The organism is Citrobacter sp. RHBSTW-00671, from assembly GCF_014103415.1.
GTDB lineage: Bacteria > Pseudomonadota > Gammaproteobacteria > Enterobacterales > Enterobacteriaceae > Citrobacter.
In genome coordinates this window covers 909,864-927,689 of record NZ_JABXPR010000001.1, presented here as the reverse complement: position 1 = coordinate 927,689, position 17,826 = coordinate 909,864, and the positions used below count along the sequence as shown (strand labels likewise).

At 51.9% G+C, this 17,826-nt stretch carries 21 protein-coding genes and 1 pseudogene; 6 read left to right on the top strand and 16 right to left on the bottom strand.

What is annotated here, in order from left to right; genetic code table 11:
• Positions 1-165: 165 nt before the first annotated feature.
• A complete protein-coding gene (locus HV261_RS04390; protein ID WP_202037587.1) occupies positions 166-633 on the top strand; it encodes a prepilin peptidase in 468 nt (155 codons plus the stop codon).
• On the opposite strand, the gene bfr is transcribed toward HV261_RS04390, so the two are convergent.
• The 11 genes from bfr to fkpA all read right to left on the bottom strand — a co-directional run bounded on the left by bfr (position 630) and on the right by fkpA (position 8,837).
• The gene (gene bfr / locus HV261_RS04385) at positions 630-1,106 is read right to left on the bottom strand and encodes a bacterioferritin (protein WP_040232010.1); all 477 of its coding nucleotides are present in this window, start codon (positions 1,104-1,106) and stop codon (positions 630-632) included. The two genes, HV261_RS04390 and bfr, sit on opposite strands and share 4 nt — an antisense overlap.
• 71 nt (positions 1,107-1,177) lie before the next feature.
• The gene (bfd, locus tag HV261_RS04380; RefSeq protein ID WP_003031111.1) at positions 1,178-1,372 is read right to left on the bottom strand and encodes a bacterioferritin-associated ferredoxin; all 195 of its coding nucleotides are present in this window, start codon (positions 1,370-1,372) and stop codon (positions 1,178-1,180) included.
• Positions 1,373-1,557: 185 nt separating this feature from the next.
• Complete coding sequence (tuf, locus tag HV261_RS04375) at positions 1,558-2,742, bottom strand: elongation factor Tu (protein WP_003031109.1); 1,185 nt, start codon at positions 2,740-2,742, stop codon at positions 1,558-1,560.
• Positions 2,743-2,811: 69 nt separating this feature from the next.
• Positions 2,812-4,926, bottom strand: coding sequence for an elongation factor G (gene fusA / locus HV261_RS04370; RefSeq protein WP_003023659.1), 2,115 nt, complete (start codon positions 4,924-4,926; stop codon positions 2,812-2,814).
• Between the two features lie 96 nt (positions 4,927-5,022).
• Positions 5,023-5,493: a 30S ribosomal protein S7 gene (gene rpsG, locus HV261_RS04365; protein WP_016154763.1), complete on the bottom strand. Its 471-nt coding sequence runs from the start codon at positions 5,491-5,493 to the stop codon at positions 5,023-5,025.
• A gap of 95 nt (positions 5,494-5,588) precedes the next feature.
• Entirely contained in the window at positions 5,589-5,963 is a 375-nt protein-coding gene (gene rpsL, locus HV261_RS04360; RefSeq protein ID WP_003023654.1) for a 30S ribosomal protein S12, read from the bottom strand.
• Positions 5,964-6,088: 125 nt separating this feature from the next.
• On the bottom strand, positions 6,089-6,376 hold the full coding sequence (gene tusB, locus HV261_RS04355) for a sulfurtransferase complex subunit TusB (RefSeq protein WP_202037586.1): 288 nt from the start codon (positions 6,374-6,376) through the stop codon (positions 6,089-6,091).
• A gap of 7 nt (positions 6,377-6,383) precedes the next feature.
• Entirely contained in the window at positions 6,384-6,743 is a 360-nt protein-coding gene (tusC, locus tag HV261_RS04350) for a sulfurtransferase complex subunit TusC (protein WP_202037585.1), read from the bottom strand.
• Positions 6,743-7,129: a sulfurtransferase complex subunit TusD gene (tusD, locus tag HV261_RS04345; protein WP_202037584.1), complete on the bottom strand. Its 387-nt coding sequence runs from the start codon at positions 7,127-7,129 to the stop codon at positions 6,743-6,745. Before tusD ends, tusC begins: the two co-directional genes overlap by 1 nt.
• Positions 7,129-7,851: a helix-turn-helix transcriptional regulator gene (locus tag HV261_RS04340; protein ID WP_003023643.1), complete on the bottom strand. Its 723-nt coding sequence runs from the start codon at positions 7,849-7,851 to the stop codon at positions 7,129-7,131. The genes tusD and HV261_RS04340 overlap by 1 nt, the downstream gene beginning before the upstream one ends.
• A 167-nt stretch (positions 7,852-8,018) precedes the next feature.
• Positions 8,019-8,837, bottom strand: coding sequence for an FKBP-type peptidyl-prolyl cis-trans isomerase (gene fkpA / locus HV261_RS04335; RefSeq protein ID WP_137381131.1), 819 nt, complete (start codon positions 8,835-8,837; stop codon positions 8,019-8,021).
• 231 nt (positions 8,838-9,068) lie between these two features.
• Here fkpA and HV261_RS04330 point away from each other — a divergent pair, with 231 nt between their 5' ends.
• On the top strand, positions 9,069-9,287 hold the full coding sequence (locus HV261_RS04330) for a protein SlyX (RefSeq protein ID WP_003023639.1): 219 nt from the start codon (positions 9,069-9,071) through the stop codon (positions 9,285-9,287).
• 197 nt (positions 9,288-9,484) lie between these two features.
• On the opposite strand, the gene slyD is transcribed toward HV261_RS04330, so the two are convergent.
• The 4 genes from slyD to kefG form a co-directional block, all read right to left on the bottom strand.
• Complete coding sequence (gene slyD, locus HV261_RS04325; RefSeq protein ID WP_003023634.1) at positions 9,485-10,090, bottom strand: peptidylprolyl isomerase; 606 nt, start codon at positions 10,088-10,090, stop codon at positions 9,485-9,487.
• Positions 10,091-10,184: 94 nt separating this feature from the next.
• Positions 10,185-10,385 carry a YheV family putative zinc ribbon protein gene (locus HV261_RS04320; RefSeq protein WP_005121675.1) on the bottom strand — a complete coding sequence of 67 codons (201 nt, stop codon included), beginning with the start codon at positions 10,383-10,385 and terminating at the stop codon, positions 10,185-10,187.
• Positions 10,386-10,394: 9 nt separating this feature from the next.
• Positions 10,395-12,200 carry a glutathione-regulated potassium-efflux system protein KefB gene (kefB, locus tag HV261_RS04315; RefSeq protein ID WP_202037583.1) on the bottom strand — a complete coding sequence of 602 codons (1,806 nt, stop codon included), beginning with the start codon at positions 12,198-12,200 and terminating at the stop codon, positions 10,395-10,397.
• Positions 12,200-12,751, bottom strand: coding sequence for a glutathione-regulated potassium-efflux system ancillary protein KefG (gene kefG / locus HV261_RS04310; protein WP_137381147.1), 552 nt, complete (start codon positions 12,749-12,751; stop codon positions 12,200-12,202). Before kefG ends, kefB begins: the two co-directional genes overlap by 1 nt.
• A gap of 132 nt (positions 12,752-12,883) precedes the next feature.
• On the opposite strand from kefG, the gene HV261_RS04305 reads away from it, so the two are divergent.
• The 4 genes and pseudogenes from HV261_RS04305 to HV261_RS04290 all read left to right on the top strand — a co-directional run bounded on the left by HV261_RS04305 (position 12,884) and on the right by HV261_RS04290 (position 17,153).
• The gene (locus HV261_RS04305; RefSeq protein ID WP_202037582.1) at positions 12,884-14,785 is read left to right on the top strand and encodes an ABC transporter ATP-binding protein; all 1,902 of its coding nucleotides are present in this window, start codon (positions 12,884-12,886) and stop codon (positions 14,783-14,785) included.
• A gap of 161 nt (positions 14,786-14,946) precedes the next feature.
• Positions 14,947-16,015, top strand: a pseudogene (locus HV261_RS04300) (hydrolase).
• Positions 16,012-16,230 carry a YheU family protein gene (locus tag HV261_RS04295; RefSeq protein ID WP_202037580.1) on the top strand — a complete coding sequence of 73 codons (219 nt, stop codon included), beginning with the start codon at positions 16,012-16,014 and terminating at the stop codon, positions 16,228-16,230. Before HV261_RS04300 ends, HV261_RS04295 begins: the two are co-directional and overlap by 4 nt.
• 53 nt (positions 16,231-16,283) lie before the next feature.
• Positions 16,284-17,153 carry a phosphoribulokinase gene (locus tag HV261_RS04290; RefSeq protein WP_202037579.1) on the top strand — a complete coding sequence of 290 codons (870 nt, stop codon included), beginning with the start codon at positions 16,284-16,286 and terminating at the stop codon, positions 17,151-17,153.
• A 98-nt stretch (positions 17,154-17,251) separates the two neighbouring features.
• Here the strand turns inward: HV261_RS04290 and HV261_RS04285 are convergent, their stop codons facing one another.
• Positions 17,252-17,656 carry an OsmC family protein gene (locus tag HV261_RS04285; RefSeq protein ID WP_202037578.1) on the bottom strand — a complete coding sequence of 135 codons (405 nt, stop codon included), beginning with the start codon at positions 17,654-17,656 and terminating at the stop codon, positions 17,252-17,254.
• Positions 17,657-17,826 lie beyond the last annotated feature (170 nt).

Below are 17,826 nucleotides of genomic sequence, written 5' to 3'. Positions count from 1 at the left end.
ATATTAATCACTCTTACGCAGATGCGAGTGCTGTTCCACTCTGATTGTCTGCACTTTCACGCGGCGTAAATTCCCTGGAAAGACGTCAGCAAAATGGATATTCGGGCATTGTGCAGTTAGCGCTACTTGCCTGAGAGTCACCTCTTTCTCGCACCGGATTAGGACATGAATACTGAACTTCCCTTTTTGCTGATTTATATCTCTCTATCCGGACTGCTTGGGGTTCAGGATTTGCGTACTGGCCTATTGCCCGACAAATTCACCTGCCCCCTTCTCTGGAGTGGTCTTCTTTTTCATCAATGTTGCAACCCCACACAGTTGTCCGATGCACTTTGGGGTGCCATTGCAGGGTACGGTGTATTTTCTTTGTTCTATTGGGGATACCGCCTGACATGGCACCAGGAAGGATTAGGTTATGGGGACGTAAAATTCCTCGCCGCACTTGGCGCGTGGCATCGGTGGGACTCATTACCCCTGTTGATCTTACTTGCCGCCGGGCTGGCTTGCTGCATGACAGGCGTAGCATTTATAACGCATGGAAAAAGGAAACTAAAAAACCCGCTGCCTTTTGGGCCATATCTGGCGGCTGCGGGTTTTGTTGTTGGCTGGCTAAATCTGATACAGGGCGGTTAGTCGCTGACCTTAATTTGCGATTGCAGATAGTTTTGCAATCCAAGTTTTCCAATCAGATCCAACTCCGTTTCGAGCCAATCGATATGTCCTTCTTCTTCGGTCAGGATCTCAATCATCATGTCCCGACTAACATAGTCATGAACGCTATCGGCATAAGCAATGGCTTCGCGTAAATCTTTCGCACCATCAAGCTCGAGTCGAAGATCTGATTGCAGCATCTCTTCAACATCTTCACCAATCCCTAACTTACCGAGATCTTGTAAGTTTGGGAGACCTTCTAAGAATAAAATACGCTCAATGTATTTATCAGCGTGTTTCATCTCATCGATTGATTCATGGTACTCAACATCATTGAGGCGAGTCAGTCCCCAGTTTTTAAACATACGGGCATGGAGAAAATACTGGTTGATTGCGACAAGCTCATTTCCCAATAGTTTATTGAGATAATTTATGATTTTAACATCACCTTTCATTTTATAGTCCCTCCGCTTCCACTCTTAGAGCGTAGATGGGGCTACAGGGATGTCAAAAAAAAGAGTGTGACTTAGGCGATCTCTTTAAATTCTGGCATTTGCGTTAATTCATCCTGCATGACTTCACGCGCAGCACGAATGCACTTACCGCACTGATTTCCAACAGGAATAAACTTACGTAATTGCTGAAAAGACTGAGGATGAAACTGGCGAACAGCCTGACGAATTTTTTTATCACTTATCGCATTACACAAACAAACGTACATGATCGCTCCCGTTCAATTTCTGCGCAAAGTGTAAATGAGAATAGTTATGATTACAATAGCACAACGCTATTTACGCGATGGAAGAATGAACAAAAAATGCGAACAAATATGACAACGGTTAAATCACAAGTAGCAAAAAGGGCGCCTTAGCGCCCTTTTTAAGTTCAAAGCTAATTAATAAATAATTAGCTCATTACTTTAGCAACAACGCCCGCACCTACAGTACGGCCGCCTTCACGGATTGCGAAACGCAGACCGTCATCCATCGCGATTGGGTGGATCAGGGTAACAACCATTTTGATGTTGTCGCCCGGCATTACCATCTCTACGCCTTCTGGCAGTTCGATGGTACCAGTCACGTCAGTAGTACGGAAGTAGAACTGCGGACGGTAGCCTTTGAAGAACGGAGTATGACGGCCGCCTTCGTCTTTGGACAGGATATAAACTTCAGATTCGAACTTGGTGTGCGGCTTGATAGAGCCTGGCTTAGCCAGTACCTGACCACGTTCGATTTCTTCACGTTTGATACCACGCAGCAGAACACCAACGTTCTCACCAGCACGGCCTTCGTCCAGCAGTTTGCGGAACATTTCAACGCCAGTACAGGTAGACTTAGCAGTCTCTTTGATACCAACGATTTCAACTTCTTCACCAACTTTGATGATACCGCGCTCTACACGACCGGTAACAACGGTACCACGACCGGAGATGGAGAATACGTCTTCGATAGGCAGCAGGAACGGCTTGTCAATCGCACGCTCTGGTTCTGGGATGTAAGAATCCAGGAAGCCAGCCAGTTCGATGATTTTCGCTTCCCACTCTGCTTCGCCTTCCAGCGCTTTCAGAGCAGAACCACGAACGATCGGAGTGTCGTCGCCCGGGAAATCGTACTGAGACAGAAGTTCACGAACTTCCATTTCTACCAGTTCCAGCAGCTCTTCGTCATCAACCATGTCGCATTTGTTCAGGAACACGATGATGTACGGAACGCCTACCTGACGACCCAGCAGGATGTGCTCACGAGTCTGCGGCATCGGGCCGTCAGTCGCAGCAACAACCAGGATCGCGCCGTCCATCTGCGCAGCACCGGTGATCATGTTTTTAACATAGTCGGCGTGGCCCGGGCAGTCTACGTGCGCGTAGTGGCGAGTCGGGGTGTCATATTCAACGTGAGAAGTGTTGATGGTGATACCACGAGCTTTTTCTTCCGGAGCGTTATCGATCTGGTCGAAAGCACGAGCAGCACCGCCGTAGGTTTTAGCCAGTACGGTGGTGATTGCAGCGGTCAGGGTAGTTTTACCGTGGTCAACGTGGCCGATGGTGCCGACGTTAACGTGCGGTTTTGTACGTTCAAATTTTTCTTTAGACACGGCTATATTCCTTACTATAGTGCTCTCCCCTTTGGAGAGAGCACGGGACTTAGGTTTTAATCCTGTGGCTTATTTACCACGGGCTTCAATAACGGCCTGAGCAACGTTGTTCGGCGCATCGTCGTACTTCAGGAACTCCATGGAGTAAGAAGCACGGCCTTTGGTCAGAGAACGCAGCTGGGTTGCATATCCGAACATTTCAGACAGCGGAACTTCAGCATGGATAACAACGCCAGTGACGTTGGATTCCTGACCACGAAGCATACCACGACGGCGGCTCAAGTCACCGATAACGTCACCGGTGTTCTCTTCCGGAGTCTCTACTTCAACCTTCATGATAGGCTCAAGCAGAACTGGTTTCGCTTTCTTAAAGCCATCTTTGAAGGCGATAGAAGCGGCCAGTTTAAACGCCAGCTCAGAGGAGTCAACGTCATGGTAAGAACCGAAGTGCAGACGCACGCCCAGATCAACAACCGGGTAACCAGCCAGCGGGCCAGATTTCAGCTGTTCCTGGATGCCTTTATCAACGGCCGGGATGTATTCGCCAGGAATTACACCACCTTTGATGTCGTTGATGAACTCGTAGCCTTTCGGGTTTGAACCCGGCTCCAGCGGGTACATGTCAATAACAACATGACCGTACTGACCGCGACCACCAGACTGCTTAGCGTGTTTACCTTCGATATCGGTAACTTTCGCACGAATCGCTTCGCGGTAAGCAACCTGAGGTTTACCGACGTTCGCTTCAACGTTGAATTCACGCTTCATACGGTCAACGATGATGTCGAGGTGCAGCTCACCCATACCGGCGATAATAGTCTGGTTAGATTCTTCATCAGTCCATACACGGAAAGACGGGTCTTCTTTAGCCAGACGGCCCAGAGCCAGACCCATTTTTTCCTGGTCAGCTTTGGTTTTCGGTTCAACTGCGATGGAGATTACCGGCTCAGGGAATTCCATACGTTCCAGAATGATCGGGTGATCCGGGTCACACAGGGTGTCACCAGTGGTCACGTCTTTCAGACCGATTGCAGCCGCGATATCGCCCGCGCGAACTTCTTTGATCTCTTCACGTTTGTTGGCGTGCATCTGAACGATACGGCCAAAACGCTCACGTGCAGTTTTCACGGAGTTCAGGATGGTGTCACCGGAGTTAACCACACCAGAGTACACGCGGAAGAAGGTCAGGTTACCCACGAACGGGTCGGTAGCGATTTTGAATGCCAGAGCAGCAAACGGCTCGTCATCGCTAGCATGACGCTCAGCAGGAGTATCTTTACCGTCGTCCAGAATACCGTTGATCGCAGGTACGTCGACTGGGGATGGCAGGTAATCAATTACCGCATCCAGCATCGCCTGAACACCTTTGTTCTTGAACGCAGAACCACAGGTTACCAGGATGATTTCGTTGTTCAGAACACGCTGACGCAGAGCTTTTTTGATCTCTTCTTCAGTCAGTTCTTCACCACCCAGGTATTTCTCCATCAGCTCTTCTGAAGCTTCCGCAGCGGACTCGATCAGGTTCTGGTGCCATTCTTCAGCCAGTTCCTGCATGTCAGCCGGGATATCTTCGTAAGTGAAGGTTACGCCTGCATCTTCTTCGTTCCAGTTGATGGCTTTCATTTTCACCAGGTCAACAACACCGGTGAACGCTTCTTCAGCGCCAATTGCCAGCTGCAGCGGAACAGGGTTCGCGCCCAGACGGGTTTTGATCTGACCAACAACTTTCAGGAAGTTCGCACCCATACGGTCCATTTTGTTAACGAACGCAATGCGCGGAACTTTATATTTGTTTGCCTGACGCCATACGGTTTCAGACTGAGGCTGAACACCACCAACTGCGCAGTAAACCATTACTGCACCATCAAGCACACGCATGGAACGTTCTACTTCGATTGTGAAGTCAACGTGCCCCGGGGTGTCAATGATGTTTACGCGATGCGGTTCGTACTGCTTAGCCATACCAGACCAGAATGCAGTAGTCGCTGCGGAGGTGATAGTAATACCACGCTCCTGCTCCTGTTCCATCCAGTCCATGGTGGCTGCGCCGTCATGAACTTCACCGATTTTGTGGTTTACACCGGTGTAGAACAGAATACGTTCGGTAGTAGTGGTTTTACCGGCGTCGATGTGCGCACTGATACCGATGTTACGGTAGCGCGCGATGGGTGTTGTACGAGCCATTTGATTCCTCGTTTATCTTTTAGGCGTTCAATTTAAGTAGCCCAAAGCGGGCTGCTTACTGGAAGCGCCCGCCTGGTGACTAAAACTCCGAAGGGATTACCAACGGTAGTGTGCGAACGCCTTGTTGGCTTCTGCCATACGGTGAACGTCTTCACGTTTCTTAACTGCAGTACCTTTGTTTTCTGCAGCATCAGAAAGTTCGTTCGCCAGGCGCAGAGCCATGGATTTATCACCGCGTTTACGAGCAGCTTCAACGATCCAACGCATTGCCAGGGCATTACGACGAACCGGACGGACTTCAACTGGAACCTGATAAGTAGAACCACCAACGCGGCGAGACTTAACTTCGACAGTCGGACGCACGTTTTCAAGGGCTACTTCAAAAGCTTCCAGACCATCTTTACCAGAACGCTGAGCCAGGGTCTCCAGCGCGCTGTATACGATGGTTTCTGCAGTAGATTTTTTACCATCTACCATCAGGATATTTACAAATTTAGCCAGCAGCTCTGATCCGAACTTAGGATCCGGCAGAATTTTACGCTGACCAATGACGCGACGACGTGGCATGGGAATACTCCGTTGTTAATTCAGGATTGTCCAAAACTCTACGAGTTTAGTTTGACATTAATATAAAACGTTTGGCCTTACTTAACGGAGAACCATTAAGCCTTAGGACGTTTCACGCCATACTTGGAGCGTGATTGCTTACGGTCTTTAACGCCGGAGCAGTCAAGCGCACCGCGAACGGTGTGGTAACGAACACCCGGGAGGTCTTTTACACGACCGCCACGGATCAGGATCACGGAGTGCTCCTGCAGGTTGTGACCTTCACCACCGATGTAGGAAGTCACTTCAAAACCGTTAGTCAAACGCACACGGCATACTTTACGCAGTGCGGAGTTTGGTTTTTTAGGAGTGGTAGTATATACACGAGTACATACGCCACGTTTCTGCGGGCATGCTTCCAGTGCAGGCACGTTGCTCTTTGCAACTTTGCGTGCGCGTGGTTTGCGTACCAGCTGGTTAACTGTTGCCATTAAATAGCTCCTGGTTGTAGCTTTCGCTTCGTAAACACGTAATAAAACGACCTCATACAATATGAGGACGCAGAATTTTAGGTCGGTGTCGAAAAGGTGTCAAGAAATATACAACGATCCCACAATTACCAGGACATCTGGCTGGGATGCTTCACCGTAAGTCTGACGAAGTCAGTATAGCCAACCCTGACGACACTGTCTGAAATTTGACCACCCAACCCGCGAGCTTTAATGTCTTCTTCCAGTACATAGACCTTAATGGAGGCATTTTGCAGACTTTCAAGGAAACGACTGCCTTCTATTGCTGCAGTGACGCCATCCTGAAGCAGTAAAAGCTCGTCATCTTCAGCAATCAGACGCAGGAGGGAGGAGAAGTCGGTTAGCCACGCAGAGCGATGTAAAATATGCAGCATGAGAGCCTCAAAACCTCAAAATGACGTCATAGTTGCCAAGCTCACGACGCAAATCTTCCGGTTCAAGCGCCGTCGCATCAACCACAAAACTCGCCCCCTCTGCCAGGCCTCGCTCACGCAATGAGGCCGCACAAAGCCAGCATTGTTCTATATCGTACAATCCTAACAGTTTAAAAGTCGCGATATAGTCTCGCGCCAGAACGACATCCGGTTGTTGCCCCTGGAGGATCTGGAAGACACCATCACCGATAAAGAACACGCCGAGATCTTCCGTTAATGCAGATGTCGCCAGTAAAGCATCCAGTCCTTCGCGACCGGATGCGCTGCCGTGCGGCACAGTAGAAAAAACAAAGGCAACACGTTTCATTAAAACTGCACCACGCGATCGCACGTCAGGGATGCTTCAGCCAGCGATCCAAGACCGCTGAGAGTAAATCCCGACTGTAAATTAGCACCAGACAACCCTAGCCGTGTTGCCTCAGTCTCATCAACAACACCACGCCGCAAGGCTGCCGCAACACAGATATTCAGCGCCACACCATGCTGCTGGTGAAGCTTTTGCCAGGCTCGCACTAAATCAAATTCATCACTGGCGGGCGATGTCAGAACGTTCGCGTTATACACGCCCTCACGATAAAAGAAGACGCTACACAATTCGTGTCCTTCTTCGAGTAGCGCATGCGCAAATTGCAATGCGCTACTCGATTGCTGTGTGCCGTAGGCGGGCCCGGTTACCATGATGGCAAAACGCATTACTTATCTTGCCCCTGGAAATCACCGCTTTTGAACTGGCGAATATAGAGGTAGACCGTGTGCTTGGAGATGTTCAGACGATCGGCAACCTGATTGATCGCATCTTTAATATCGAAGATCCCTTTCTCATACAGGTTCAGGACGATCTGACGATTCTTGGCATTGTTGGAGACGTTACGATCGGCGTTCACTTCTTCAATGGTGAACTCCAGCGTCTGGGTCACCAGATCTTCGACTGAGGACGCGAAGTTCACGGCTGATCCCACTTCCGGGGTCTCCGGCGGGATAAAGGTATTCATTATCTGCGAGAAAGGGACATCAAGGTTCATGTTGATGCACAGCAGACCAATCACGCGATGCTCACGGTTGCGAATGGCAATCGTCACCGACTTCATCAAGACACCGCTTTTCGCGCGTGTGAAATAACACTTCGACACGCTGCTATCCGCACCCGTCATATCATGCAGCATACGCAACGCAAGGTCGGTAATCGGCGAGCCAATTTTACGGCCCGTGTGTTCACCGTTAGCGATGCGAATGGCCGAGCATTTCAAATCCTGCAAAGAGTGCAATACGATTTCACAATGGGAACCAATGAGCATCGCCAACCCGTCCACTACCGCTTCATAGGATTTAAGGATATCGAAGTCGGTTTGATCGAAAGGACGTTGATCCAGTAAATCTAGCTCACTGGTTTCGTTGGTTAAAAGCGACCTGGACATGAAAAAAAGCACTCCTTTTCAGGAGCCTGTCGTTATGTTGTCAGGGCAGGCTCATCACTATTATAGGGGCATCTAAAGTAATACAGCGCACAAGGCGCTTTCCAGTATTAATTATATCCTGCCGATAATAAAAAACCGCCGCCCTGTGGGCGGCGGTTTCTAATCATTTACTTTTTGCTGCTGTCTGCAGCTTTATCAGCCGGTGCAGCATCTGGCTTCGCATCTGCTTTCGGTGCCGGTTTGATATCTAACAGCTCAACATCAAAGACCAGCGTGGAGTTTGCCGGAATGCCCGGAACGCCCGTTTTACCGTATGCCAGATCCGGTGGGATAACCAGCTGGATTTTGCCGCCTTTCTTGATGTTTTTCAGGCCTTCAGTCCAGCCTGGAATAACGCCGTCAAGACGGAAAGAGAGCGGCTCACCACGGGTGTAAGAGTTATCAAACTCTTTACCATCGATCAGCGTACCTTTGTAGTTCACAACCACCGTATCGCTGTCTTTCGGTGCTTCACCGGTACCTTCTTTCTCTACTTTGTAGACCAGGCCAGTAGCAGAGGTTTTAACGCCTTTCTCTTTAGCAAATTTCTCGCGGTAAACTTTACCTTTGGCTTCGTTGTCAGCCGCGTCTTTTTCCATTTTCGCCTGAGCGGAGCTCTTCACGCGAGCTTCAAACCCCTGCAGAGTTTGTTCGATTTCCTGGTCAGACAGTTTGCTCTTATCTGCAAACGCATCCTGAACACCCGCGATCAACTGATCTTTATCCAGTTTGATGCCCAGTTTTTCCTGTTCTTTCAGGGAGTTTTCCATGTAACGACCCAAGGACGCGCCCAGCGCGTAAGCGGCTTTTTGGTCGTCATTTTTGAATGCTGCTTTGCTGTCAGCGGTAGCGGCTGGTTTCGCAGCATCAGCAGCGAAGGTGATCGGGGCATGCAGTGCAACGGCCATTGTGGTCGCCAGCAGCGTTACTTTAAACAGTGATTTCATCCATCTCTCCAGGGCCGGGGCATCTCACCCCAGGGTTAGCTAACATAAAAACGTACTATAAAGCGTTGTAGAACAAATCAACATACAGGCACGCCCTATTATCACCACTTTTCAGACACTTTTTGTTTAAATTAGTTTCGTTGCTGAGGAATGAGTGCTGTGCAAACAGGCAAAGTTAAGTAGAATTCGCCGCAGTCCGCGATCTGCCGGAGAAAACAGAAGAGGTGAATCATGCAGGATACAACGATGGAAACTCGCCTGGCTGAGCTGGAGAGTCGCCTGGCGTTTCAGGAAATAACCATTGAAGAGCTGAACGTAACCGTGACCGCACATGAACTGGAAATGGCCAAACTGCGCGACCATCTGCGTCTGCTGACAGAAAAGCTCAAAGCCACTCAGCCGTCTCATATCGCGTCGCAGTCTGAAGAGACCCCGCCGCCACATTATTGAGACGTAAAAAAAGCGGGGTTTCCCCGCTTTTTTGTGTCCGAAGGCGCTAACGCTTATCGGATCTACTCACATATACCCAAAGGATTTCAAATCACAGCAAGGCGGCAAGCTTGAGGAAGTCCCGGGAGCATAGATAACTATGTGACCGGGATTCGAAAGCGCAGCCAACACCGCTGTGGGTTGAAAGACGAAGGGTATTAGTGGCAACCGCAGCCGCCGCCGTTACCTTTACCGCCACCGCCGCAGCAGCCTTCGCCGCCGTGCTCGTGACCATGGTCGTGGCCGTGACCGCCGCAGCAACCATCGTGACCGTGGTCATGATCGTGGTCGTGACCGTGCGCACCGTGAACGTGGCCGTGGGCCAGCTCTTCTTCGGTCGCTTCACGGATAGCAACAACTTCTACGTTGAATTTCAGATTCTGGCCAGCCAGCATGTGGTTACCGTCAACCACAACGTGGTCGTCTTCCACTTCGGTAATTTCTACCGGTACCGGACCCTGGTCAGTTTCAGCCAGGAAACGCATGCCAACCTGCAGTTCGTCAACGCCCATGAAGACGTCTTTAGGCACGCGCTGCACCAGGTTTTCATCATACTGACCGTAAGCGTCGTTTGCGCCTACAGCAACGTCGAATTTATCGCCAACTTCATGACCGTCCAGCGCTGTTTCCAGGCCAGAAATCAGGGAACCGTGACCATGCAGGTAGTCCAGCGGTGCACTCACCGGAGACTCATCAACCAACACACCGTCTTCTGTACGTACCTGATAGGCCAGGCTGACCACCAGGTCCTTTGCTACTTTCATGATATCTCCTGAGCATGGAAAGAATAGTGGCGCAGATTGTAGCGGAATTCTGCACCCGTGTACCCTCTAGCTTAAAAAAAGCTGCGGCATATCGCTAGTCCGGATGAAAAATCCCGATCACTTGCTCTTCTTTGCGAACGTGCTCGCGGGCCTCTTTATCGGCCTCGCGCATCTGATGACCGCACTTAACACACTCAACAATATCGATATTATTTTCGCGCCACATCGCCAGTGAATCCTGCGCCTGGCAGGACGGACATTTTGCGCCTGCAATAAAACGTTTACGAATTGCCATGGTTATCCTCTACTCAAATTCATCCCAGCCATCCAGCTGGCGCCGTTCTTTCTGCATCTCCCGCTGAAAAATCTCCTCCAGCTCACGCCGGGCCTCTCTGGCACGAGAGATTTGCACCGTATCGGTGTGCATCGGGATCAATTCCCGTAGCATGCGCATATCGAGTCGACGAAAATGCCACTGGGCGCGCTGCGCCTGATGCGGATGCATCCCCAATGACACCAGCGCTTTGCGACCCAGTTCCAGTGCGCTCGAGAAGGTTTCTCGGGAAAACTGCGTGACACCCGCCTGTAATAACTCATGCGCCTCTACACGTCCGCGCGCTCGCGCAAGAATATGCAAATGCGGAAAATGCTGTTGGCACAGTTCCACCAGCTTCATCGTGTCTTCAGGTTCATTGCAGGTGATCACAATAGACTGCGCCGCCTCTGCGCCAGCGGAACGTAAAAGCTCCACCTGCGTGGCGTCACCGTAATAAACCTTATAGCCATATTTACGCATCAGATTCACCGCACTGATATCCCGCTCCAGGACGGTAATACGCATTTTGTTCGCCATCAGCAAACGGCCGATCACCTGGCCAAAACGCCCAAACCCCACCACGATAACCTGCGGCTTATCGTCTTCCACCCAGGGTTTTTCATCTTCTTCATCCGGGCCGTTGAACTGGCGAGAGAGCCATTTATCAATCAACTTCATCAACAGTGGCGTGGTCATCATCGACAGCGTGACCGTTACCAGCAAAAACGCCATCTGATCGCCCTGAAACAGCCGCTGGGAAGATGCTGTTGAAAAAAGCACAAAGGCAAATTCTCCGCCCTGGCTTAGCACCCCCGCAAATTGCATCCGCTCCGAGCTTCTCATGCCGTTCAGCCGCGCCAACACATAGAGCACCAGCGTCTTCACGATGACCAGTACTATCACGCTCGCCGTTACCCACAAAATATGGGTGTAAAGCACGCCAAGGTTAAGTGACATCCCCACCGAGATGAAAAATAACCCGAGCAAAAGCCCTTTAAAGGGATCAATCGCCGTTTCCAGTTCATGTCGATATTCGCTTTCCGCCAACAGCACGCCAGCGATAAACGTTCCCAGCGCCATCGACAGGCCCAGCGCATCCATAAATAACGCAGAACCCAATACCAGTAGCAGCGTGGCTGCGGTAAACACTTCCCGCACGCCGGACCCCGCAATATAGCGAAATACAGGACGCAGCAGATAGCGTCCGCCAATCAACATGCCAGCAAAAGCCAACACTTTCATGCCCACTTTGATCCAGTCAAAATGCTCATCGGCTGATCCTGCTAACAGCGGAACCAGCGCCAACGCGGGGATCACCGCCAAATCCTGGAACAACAGCACCGAAAAGCCCAGTTGTCCGGATTCACTGCGGTTCATCCCTTTTTCCCGCATCAGCTGTAACGCCATTGCCGTCGATGACATCGCCAAACCAATCCCACCGACTACCGCCGCCTGCCAGGAAAAGTCAGTGAGCATCAATAACCCTGCCAGGACAAGCGCGCTAAGTAACACCTGCGCGGCACCGACACCAAAAATTGAACGCCGCAATTGCCATAGTTTGGCCGGGTTAAGTTCCAGCCCGATGATGAACATCAGGAAGACCACGCCCAGCTCGGAGAAGTGCAGAATTTCATCCACGTCGCTGATGAAGCCAAGTCCCCATGGGCCGATAGCAATTCCCGCCAGCAAGTAACCCAGTACCGGCCCAATACCCAGCCGCGATGCCAACGGCACCGCAGCCACCGCCGCGAAGAGGAACAGCACTCCCGCGGTCAATAAATCAGAACCTTCCATCAGCGGCCTCCCACAGGAATCGGATTCGCCAGCCAGTCACCATACGCTTTAGCATGGCTGTCCAGCTCCTGCTTCGTTTGCCGTCTGGCCCAGTAAACGATGATGGGACTCATCCAGTGCATCCGACACATTCCTGCCGTCAGCTCAAAAGGACGTAACACATCACTCATCGGATAGCGGTTCAGCGCGTCATACCGATACGCACTTTCTGGCTCACCAGTGGTGATCACACTCCGCCAGTACTTTCCCGCCAGTTGGTTCCCCCCGGGGCCACTGGCAAACCCACGGCTCAGTACGCGGTCAAGCCACTCCTTTAGCAGGGCCGGGCAGCTATAGGTATAGAGCGGATGCTGAAAAACAATCACGTCATGCTCACGCAACAGTTCCTGTTCGTGCGAAATATCGATAAAAAAATCGGGATAGTGCGCGTAAAGATCGTGCACGGTAACATTACTGAGCTGCATGGCCGGTTTAAGCAGAACCCGGTTCGCGACCGAGTCCTGAGATTCCGGATGGGCATACAGCAGCAACACTTTCGCTGGCTGGGACATCATCCCCCTCCCGGTTTTGTCTTTTGTCTATTTTCAGCGTTTTGGGCTACCATTGCGCCTCGGTGCGGCAAACGGCCCACACATTACATTATCATAATGATAAATTAACATAGTCTGAACATACGGCGCCTTATGATTGTTTTCTCATCGTTACAAATTCGTCGCGGCGTGCGCGTCTTGCTGGACAATGCCACGGCCACCATTAATCCTGGGCAGAAGGTTGGCCTGGTGGGTAAAAATGGCTGCGGTAAATCTACCCTGCTGGCATTGCTGAAAAATGAAATCAGCGCTGACGCCGGCGGATTTACGTTTCCGGGAAACTGGCAACTCGCATGGGTGAATCAGGAAACGCCTGCGTTACCACAGCCAGCGCTGGAATACGTGATTGATGGCGACCGCGAATATCGTCAACTGGAAGCCCAGTTAAACGATGCCAACGAACGTAACGATGGACACGCCATTGCCACCGTACACGGAAAGCTGGACGCCATAGACGCCTGGACCATTCGCTCACGCGCGGCCAGCCTGCTGCACGGTCTCGGTTTCTCTAACGAGCAGCTCGACCGCCCGGTCAGCGATTTCTCCGGTGGCTGGCGTATGCGTCTCAACCTGGCCCAGGCGCTGATTTGCCGTTCAGACCTGCTGCTGCTCGATGAACCCACCAACCACCTCGATCTTGACGCGGTAATCTGGCTGGAAAGATGGTTGAAAAGCTATCAGGGCACACTGATTTTGATTTCCCACGACCGGGACTTCCTCGATCCGGTGGTGGATAAAATTATTCATATCGAACAGCAAACCATGTTCGAGTACACCGGCAACTACAGCGCGTTTGAAATCCAGCGTGCGACCCGCCTCGCGCAGCAACAGGCAATGTACGAGAGCCAGCAGGAGCGCGTGGCGCATCTGCAAAGCTATATCGATCGTTTCCGCGCGAAAGCAACCAAGGCAAAACAGGCGCAGAGCCGTATCAAAATGCTGGAGCGCATGGAGCTTATCGCGCCAGCCCATGTCGATAACCCGTTCCATTTCAGCTTCCGTGAACCGGAAAGCCTGCCTAACCCGCTGCTGAAAATGGAAAAAGTGAGTGCTGGCTACGGCGATCGCACAATCCTCGACTCCATCAAACTGAATCTGGTGCCGGGTTCTCGCATCGGCCTGTTAGGGCGCAACGGTGCGGGTAAATCCACGCTGATCAAGCTGCTGGCAGGCGAACTGGCCCCCATCAGCGGCGAGATTGGCCTAGCGAAAGGCATCAAACTGGGCTACTTCGCACAGCACCAGCTGGAGTTTTTACGCGCCGATGAATCACCCATTCAGCATCTGGCACGCATGGCGCCGCAAGAGCTGGAGCAGAAACTGCGTGACTACCTGGGTGGATTCGGCTTCCAGGGCGATAAAGTCAGCGAAGAGACACGCCGCTTCTCCGGTGGCGAAAAAGCGCGTCTGGTGCTGGCGTTGATCGTCTGGCAGCGCCCGAATCTGCTGCTGCTCGATGAACCGACTAACCACCTGGATTTGGATATGCGCCAGGCGCTGACCGAGGCGCTGATCGATTTTGAAGGCGCGCTGGTTGTCGTCTCGCACGACCGTCACCTGATCCGCTCCACCACAGACGACCTCTATCTGGTACACGACAAGAAAGTCGAGCCGTTTGACGGCGATCTGGAGGATTATCAGCAGTGGCTGAGTGATGTCCAGAAACAGGAAAATCAGGGCGACGAACCAGCGAAAGAGAGCGTTAACAGTGCCCAGGCACGTAAAGACCAGAAGCGTCGTGAAGCGGAACTGCGCACCCTGACACAACCCTTGCGTAAAGAGATTACCCGTCTGGAAAAAGAGATGGAGAAACTGCACGCGCAGTTGGCGCAGGCAGAAGAGAAACTCGGCGACAGCGAACTGTACGACCAAAGCCGCAAAGCTGAGCTCACGGCATGTCTGCAACAACAGGCAAGCGCGAAGTCCGGGCTGGAAGAGTGTGAAATGGCCTGGCTGGATGCGCAGGAACAGCTTGAGCAGATGCTGGCTGAGTAGCCCTGATTGCCGGATAAGGCGAAGCTGCCATCCGGCACCGGAGCCGAAAATGCCTGATGGCGACGTTCGTGCGTCTTATCAGGCCTACGTTTCGGTCCAGGCTCGCGTAACCGGCTAACTGACTGGCGACAAAATCACATATTGGCTAACCCGCACGCGCTGTGCGCGGTATAGTTATTCTTTCCGATTATTAATTGCTCCGGTGTTATGGTTGAAATCACGTCCACAGAAATGACCCCACCTACCGACGATTCGCGAGAATTCCGCCCGATGCGCGGTATCAGTAACCGCCATCTGCAGACGATGCTGCCGCGTTTAATTCGCCGCAAGGTGAAGTTCGACGCCCACTGGCAGCGTCTGGAATTGCCTGACGGTGATTTCGTCGATCTGGCGTGGAGTGAAGATCCGCAACAGGCGAAACACAAACCGCGCCTGGTGGTTTTTCACGGTCTGGAAGGCAGTCTGAACAGCCCCTACGCACATGGCCTGATTGAAGCAGCACAAAAGCGCGGCTGGCTGGGCGTGGTAATGCATTTTCGCGGTTGCAGCGGCGAACCCAATCGCCTGAACCGCATTTATCACTCTGGTGAAACAGAAGACGGCACCTGGTTTTTACACTGGCTGGAGCGTGAGTTCGGTCGCGTACCGACCGCAGCGGTAGGCTATTCACTCGGTGGAAACATGCTGGCTTGCCTGCTGGCCAAAGAAGGCAACGATATTCCGATAGATGCGGCGGTTATCGTCTCTGCGCCATTCGTGCTGGAAGCCTGTAGTTATCATATGGAGACCGGTTTCTCCCGCGTCTATCAGCGCTACCTGCTCAATCTGTTAAAAGCCAATGCCTCACGTAAGCTCGAGGCCTATCCGGGTTCGCTGCCGGTGAGTCTGGCCCAGTTGAAGTCCCTGCGTCGTATTCGCGATTTCGACGATTTGATCACGGCTAAAATCCACGGTTTTGCTGATGCTATAGATTACTATCGTCAGTGTAGCGCCATGCCGCTGCTCAATCAGATAGCCAAACCGACGCTGATTATCCACGCCAAAGACGATCCGTTTATGGACAGTCATGTCATCCCGCAACCCGAGAATCTGCCCCCGCAGGTGGAGTATCAACTCACCGAGCACGGTGGACACGTCGGATTTATTGGCGGCACGTTACGTCGCCCTGAGATGTGGCTGGAATCGCGTATTCCAGACTGGCTGACAACATATCTGGAGGCATCATCATGATGATTCCCTGGCAAGACATCTCCCCGGACGCGCTGGATAACCTGATTGAAAGCTTTGTCTTGCGCGAAGGCACCGATTATGGTGAACATGAACGCTCGCTCGAACAAAAAGTCGCCGACGTCAAACGCCAACTACAATCAGGTGAAGCTGTGCTGGTGTGGTCCGAACTGCATGAAACGGTCAACATAATGCCGAGGAAACAGCTTCACGAGTAACCTGCTGCCGTTGGCCGACTATAATAAAAACCCAACCTATTTATGGAGTTGTTATGTCTGCCAAACATCCGGTGATTGCGGTAACAGGATCCAGCGGCGCGGGGACCACCACCACCAGCCTCGCGTTTCGTAAAATTTTCGCTCAGTTAAATCTGCGCGCTGCCGAGGTGGAAGGCGACAGTTTTCACCGCTATACCCGTCCGGAAATGGACATGGCGATCCGTAAAGCGCGGGATGCCGGGCGGCACATCAGCTATTTTGGCCCCGAAGCCAACGACTTCGGCCTGCTGGAACACACCTTCAGCGAGTACGGCCAGACCGGCAAAGGCCAGTCACGAAAATATCTGCACACCTACGATGAAGCCGTGCCGTGGAATCAGGTTCCGGGGACGTTTACTCCGTGGCAGCCGCTGCCTGAACCGACGGACGTCTTATTCTATGAAGGCCTGCACGGCGGCGTGGTGACGCCGCAGCAAAACGTGGCACGGCATGTTGATCTGCTGGTCGGCGTGGTGCCGATCGTCAACCTCGAGTGGATCCAGAAACTCACCCGCGATACCAGCGAGCGTGGACATTCCCGTGAAGCGGTAATGGACTCGGTGGTGCGCTCCATGGACGATTACATCAATTACATTACGCCGCAGTTTTCCCGCACGCATATTAACTTCCAGCGTGTGCCCACCGTCGACACTTCCAACCCCTTTGCGGCAAAGAGTATTCCGTCACTGGATGAGAGCTTTGTCGTGATTCATTTTCGCAATCTGGAAGGCATCGATTATCCCTGGCTGCTGGCGATGCTGCAGGGTTCATTCATTTCCCATATCAATACGTTAGTCGTACCGGGCGGCAAAATGGGGCTGGCGATGGAATTGATCATGCTGCCATTGGTCCAGCGATTGATGGAAGGTAAAAAGATAGAGTGATGTATGGGATGTGCCCGATGGCGCTACGCTTATCGGGCCTGCGAGTCGGTATCGTTATGTAGGCCGGATAAGGCTACGCCACCATCCGGCATCATGTGTTAAGCAGCAATCACTTCATAGGAATGGGTGATATTCACCGCTTTTTCCAGCATCAACGCCACGGAGCAATATTTCTCAGCAGAAAGATCAACCGCCCGAGACACAGACGCATCTTTCAGGTCGCGACCCGTCACGATGAAATGCAGATTGATGTGGGTAAACAGACGCGGTGCTTCTTCACGGCGCTCAGAGGTGAGCTTCACTTCGCAGTTGGTGACATCCTGGCGTCCCTTTTGCAGAATGGACACGACATCGATGGCGCTACACCCCCCTGCCGCCATTAACACCATTTCCATCGGGCTCGGCGCTTTATCACCGGAGTTACCGTCCATCAAGATTTGGTGGCCAGAGGCGGACTCACCGAGGAAGGTTAACCCCTCAACCCACTTTACACGCGCTTGCATATTTCGTAACTCCAATGTTTCAATTTTCCTGACAGATTACGCGTACATAACAATTCTCGCAATGGAAGGCGACCTGCGTCATGCTGAAGCGAGACACCAGGAGACACACGGCGAAAGCTATGCTAAAACAGTCAGGATGCTACAGTAATACATTGACGTACTGCATGTAT

What these genes read in the sequence shown, in the direction of transcription:
- HV261_RS04390 (WP_202037587.1), top strand. Translation starts at nt 166, where the DNA reads ATGAATACTGAACTTCCCTTTTTGCTGATTTATATCTCTCTATCCGGA.
- bfr (WP_040232010.1), bottom strand. Translation starts at nt 1,106, where the DNA reads ATGAAAGGTGATGTTAAAATCATAAATTATCTCAATAAACTATTGGGA.
- bfd (WP_003031111.1), bottom strand. Translation starts at nt 1,372, where the DNA reads ATGTACGTTTGTTTGTGTAATGCGATAAGTGATAAAAAAATTCGTCAG.
- fusA (WP_003023659.1), bottom strand. Translation starts at nt 4,926, where the DNA reads ATGGCTCGTACAACACCCATCGCGCGCTACCGTAACATCGGTATCAGT.
- rpsG (WP_016154763.1), bottom strand. Translation starts at nt 5,493, where the DNA reads ATGCCACGTCGTCGCGTCATTGGTCAGCGTAAAATTCTGCCGGATCCT.
- rpsL (WP_003023654.1), bottom strand. Translation starts at nt 5,963, where the DNA reads ATGGCAACAGTTAACCAGCTGGTACGCAAACCACGCGCACGCAAAGTT.
- tusB (WP_202037586.1), bottom strand. Translation starts at nt 6,376, where the DNA reads ATGCTGCATATTTTACATCGCTCTGCGTGGCTAACCGACTTCTCCTCC.
- tusC (WP_202037585.1), bottom strand. Translation starts at nt 6,743, where the DNA reads ATGAAACGTGTTGCCTTTGTTTTTTCTACTGTGCCGCACGGCAGCGCA.
- tusD (WP_202037584.1), bottom strand. Translation starts at nt 7,129, where the DNA reads ATGCGTTTTGCCATCATGGTAACCGGGCCCGCCTACGGCACACAGCAA.
- HV261_RS04340 (WP_003023643.1), bottom strand. Translation starts at nt 7,851, where the DNA reads ATGTCCAGGTCGCTTTTAACCAACGAAACCAGTGAGCTAGATTTACTG.
- fkpA (WP_137381131.1), bottom strand. Translation starts at nt 8,837, where the DNA reads ATGAAATCACTGTTTAAAGTAACGCTGCTGGCGACCACAATGGCCGTT.
- HV261_RS04330 (WP_003023639.1), top strand. Translation starts at nt 9,069, where the DNA reads ATGCAGGATACAACGATGGAAACTCGCCTGGCTGAGCTGGAGAGTCGC.
- slyD (WP_003023634.1), bottom strand. Translation starts at nt 10,090, where the DNA reads ATGAAAGTAGCAAAGGACCTGGTGGTCAGCCTGGCCTATCAGGTACGT.
- HV261_RS04320 (WP_005121675.1), bottom strand. Translation starts at nt 10,385, where the DNA reads ATGGCAATTCGTAAACGTTTTATTGCAGGCGCAAAATGTCCGTCCTGC.
- kefB (WP_202037583.1), bottom strand. Translation starts at nt 12,200, where the DNA reads ATGGAAGGTTCTGATTTATTGACCGCGGGAGTGCTGTTCCTCTTCGCG.
- kefG (WP_137381147.1), bottom strand. Translation starts at nt 12,751, where the DNA reads ATGTCCCAGCCAGCGAAAGTGTTGCTGCTGTATGCCCATCCGGAATCT.
- HV261_RS04305 (WP_202037582.1), top strand. Translation starts at nt 12,884, where the DNA reads ATGATTGTTTTCTCATCGTTACAAATTCGTCGCGGCGTGCGCGTCTTG.
- HV261_RS04295 (WP_202037580.1), top strand. Translation starts at nt 16,012, where the DNA reads ATGATGATTCCCTGGCAAGACATCTCCCCGGACGCGCTGGATAACCTG.
- HV261_RS04290 (WP_202037579.1), top strand. Translation starts at nt 16,284, where the DNA reads ATGTCTGCCAAACATCCGGTGATTGCGGTAACAGGATCCAGCGGCGCG.
- HV261_RS04285 (WP_202037578.1), bottom strand. Translation starts at nt 17,656, where the DNA reads ATGCAAGCGCGTGTAAAGTGGGTTGAGGGGTTAACCTTCCTCGGTGAG.